General features: G+C 42.3%; 3 protein-coding genes. 1 reads left to right on the top strand and 2 read right to left on the bottom strand.

From position 1 onward, the window contains the following. A partial coding sequence (locus tag NW818_RS11115; protein WP_414424586.1) for a T9SS type A sorting domain-containing protein occupies nt 1-1030 on the top strand: 1030 nt, incomplete at its 5' end. A 51-nt stretch (nt 1031-1081) separates the two neighbouring features. Here NW818_RS11115 and NW818_RS11110 read toward each other — a convergent pair. After that, nucleotides 1082-1498 carry an arsenate reductase ArsC gene (locus NW818_RS11110; RefSeq protein ID WP_011433934.1) on the bottom strand — a complete coding sequence of 139 codons (417 nt, stop codon included), beginning with the start codon at nt 1496-1498 and terminating at the stop codon, nt 1082-1084. After that, nucleotides 1499-2509 carry an ACR3 family arsenite efflux transporter gene (gene arsB, locus NW818_RS11105; RefSeq protein WP_414424587.1) on the bottom strand — a complete coding sequence of 337 codons (1011 nt, stop codon included), beginning with the start codon at nt 2507-2509 and terminating at the stop codon, nt 1499-1501. Between the last annotated feature and the right edge of the window lie 49 nt (nt 2510-2558).

Below are 2558 nucleotides of genomic sequence, written 5' to 3'. Positions count from 1 at the left end.
AATTCCACTTCCCCGAAGGGAAGCGACTGATTCATTAATAGTAAGTATCACCACTGATTGTGGCAATACTTGGATACGATTAGCATCTTATGGTAATAATACAGGCCCGAGTCCATTGGCTACGGCACCTGATATGACCACTGCATTTGTACCTACCCCATCACAATGGGCAACCAAGACAATAGATTTAAGCCCGTATGCTTCTCAAACCGCCGCCAGAATCAGATTCCAATTGCGAAGTGGATGGGGAAATGTTACTTATCTGGATGATATAAACATTAGTGCTGCAACCAATACACCACCAAGCGCTTCTTTTAATGTTTCATCAACTAACATCTGTGCAGGGCAAAGTATTACATTTACCAATACATCTACCAATGCTACTTCCTATAGCTGGTCCTTCCCCGGCGGAACTCCTTCAACAAGTACGGCTGCCAGTCCTACTGTAACATTTAATTCAGCGGGGACATATACTGTAACATTAACAGCTAGCAATTTAAACGGAACAAACACGGCAACAGCCAGTATTGTGGTGAATCCTTTGCCCACACCTACTATAAGTGGTGGCGGTACTATTTGTCAGGGAAGCTCTGTAAATCTTACTGCTTCTGGTGGTAATAGTTTTACTTGGAACACAGGTGCTAATACTGCTTCCATCAATGTAAGCCCTGCATCCACTACTACCTATACCGTTACAGCCACAGCTACTAACGGATGTACAGCAACTGCCACTGCATCGGTTACAGTACTTAACTGTTCTTCGCTGGATGAAGTGATGAATACCTCCAACTTTTTGGTGTATCCCAATCCGGCTACTGATATGATTACCATTGCTCTGCAATTGGCTTCTGCCGAACCGTTGAAAGGAGAACTGATGACAACACTGGGTCAGGTGTTGCAGCAATTTACCATTGCTCCATCTCAGCAGCAAATAACTTTGATCACAGACGGATTGTCTTCTGGAATTTATCTTCTTAGAATATCTGACGGAAAACAAGCGATAACACAACGCATCATGGTTGTAAAATAAATCAGAAAGCCCCGGTTACGGGGCTTTTTTGTTTGTGTTTTCTTACTAGGATTAAGCAATGATAGTCTTTGAAAATTCTTCGCAGAATGTGCGTATCTCATTTCGAACCATACGAAATGCATGCATAATTTCTTCTTCACTTCCGGTTGCTTTGTCAGGATCAGAAAAACTATGATGTATGCGAATGGAATTACCTGGTATGTACGGACAGTTTTCTCTGGCATGATCACATACCGTGATGATGTAATCAAAGGGTATGTTTAAGTATTCATTTACATGGTTGCTGGTATGATGACTGATATCAATTCCATCTTCCTTCATGATTTGTATGGCTCTCGGATTTACGCCATGTATCTCAATACCGGCACTGTAAATATGAGCTTTACCTTGTAACAGATTTTCTAAATAACCATGTACCATTTGACTACGGCAGCTATTACCTGTACATAAAACCAAGATTTTTTTCATTTAATACCTCCAACTGTTAGCGATGGCTACCAACGATAACATGATGGGTACTTCTATGAGTACACCAACCACCGTGGCTAACGACGCACCTGAATTAAGACCAAAAAGTGATATGGCCACGGCAACTGCGAGTTCAAAAAAATTGCTGGCACCAATCATCGCAGCCGGTGCACAAACCGGATGTGATAAACGGAGCAATTTTCCACCCAGCCAGGTTATAAAAAATATGAAGTAGGTTTGAATGGTCAGTGGTATGGCTATCAACAAAATGGTGTATGGATGATCCAGTATGTGTTCGCCCTGAAAGGCAAAGAGTAAAACCAGGGTTGAAAGCAATGCTAGTATGGAAACAGGATGAAGTGCCGGAAGAAATTTTTGTTCAAACCAATCCTTTCCTTTTCGTTGAAGCAATATCCGATTGGTCAGATAGCCCGTAGTTAGCGGTATAACAACAAAAACAACCACCGAAGTAATCAGTACTTCATACGGTATCTGTATGTTGGTTACTCCCAGCAGCCATTTTACAATGGGTACAAATGCAACCGGCAGAATAAGATCGTTGACTGAAACTTGTATTAACGTATAATTGGCATCGCCTTTTACCAAATAACTCCACACAAACACCATGGCTGTGCAGGGTGCGGCACCCAGCAGAATGGCGCCTGCCAGGTACTGGTCTGCATCTTCCGGAGTGATCCAGGTAGCATACAGATTTTTAAAGAAAATCCATCCAAACAATGCCATGGTGAAAGGTTTGATCAGCCAGTTTACAGTAACTGTCAGCGCCAGCCCTTTCCAATTTTTTGAAACACCGCCTATCGATGAAAAATCAATCTGTACCATCATCGGGTAGATCATCATCCAAACCAACACCGCTACCGGAATGTTGATGGTATATATCTGCCAGCTTTCAAGCACCGAAATAGAATTCCCCAGTATTTTCCCAAGACCAATGCCTGCAGCAATGCATAGCGAGACCCAAACGGTAAGGTATTTTTCAAAAAACTTCATGGGTTGAAATTTAATTACAGCGTTTCCATTAATTCCACTTCCCCGAAGG

The sequence above is a fragment of the Synechococcus sp. R6-5 genome (assembly GCF_047461775.1).
Taxonomy (GTDB): domain Bacteria; phylum Cyanobacteriota; class Cyanobacteriia; order Thermostichales; family Thermostichaceae; genus Thermostichus.
The sequence above is the reverse complement of the archived record's forward strand: the minus strand, read 5'-3'. Positions and strand labels throughout refer to the sequence as shown.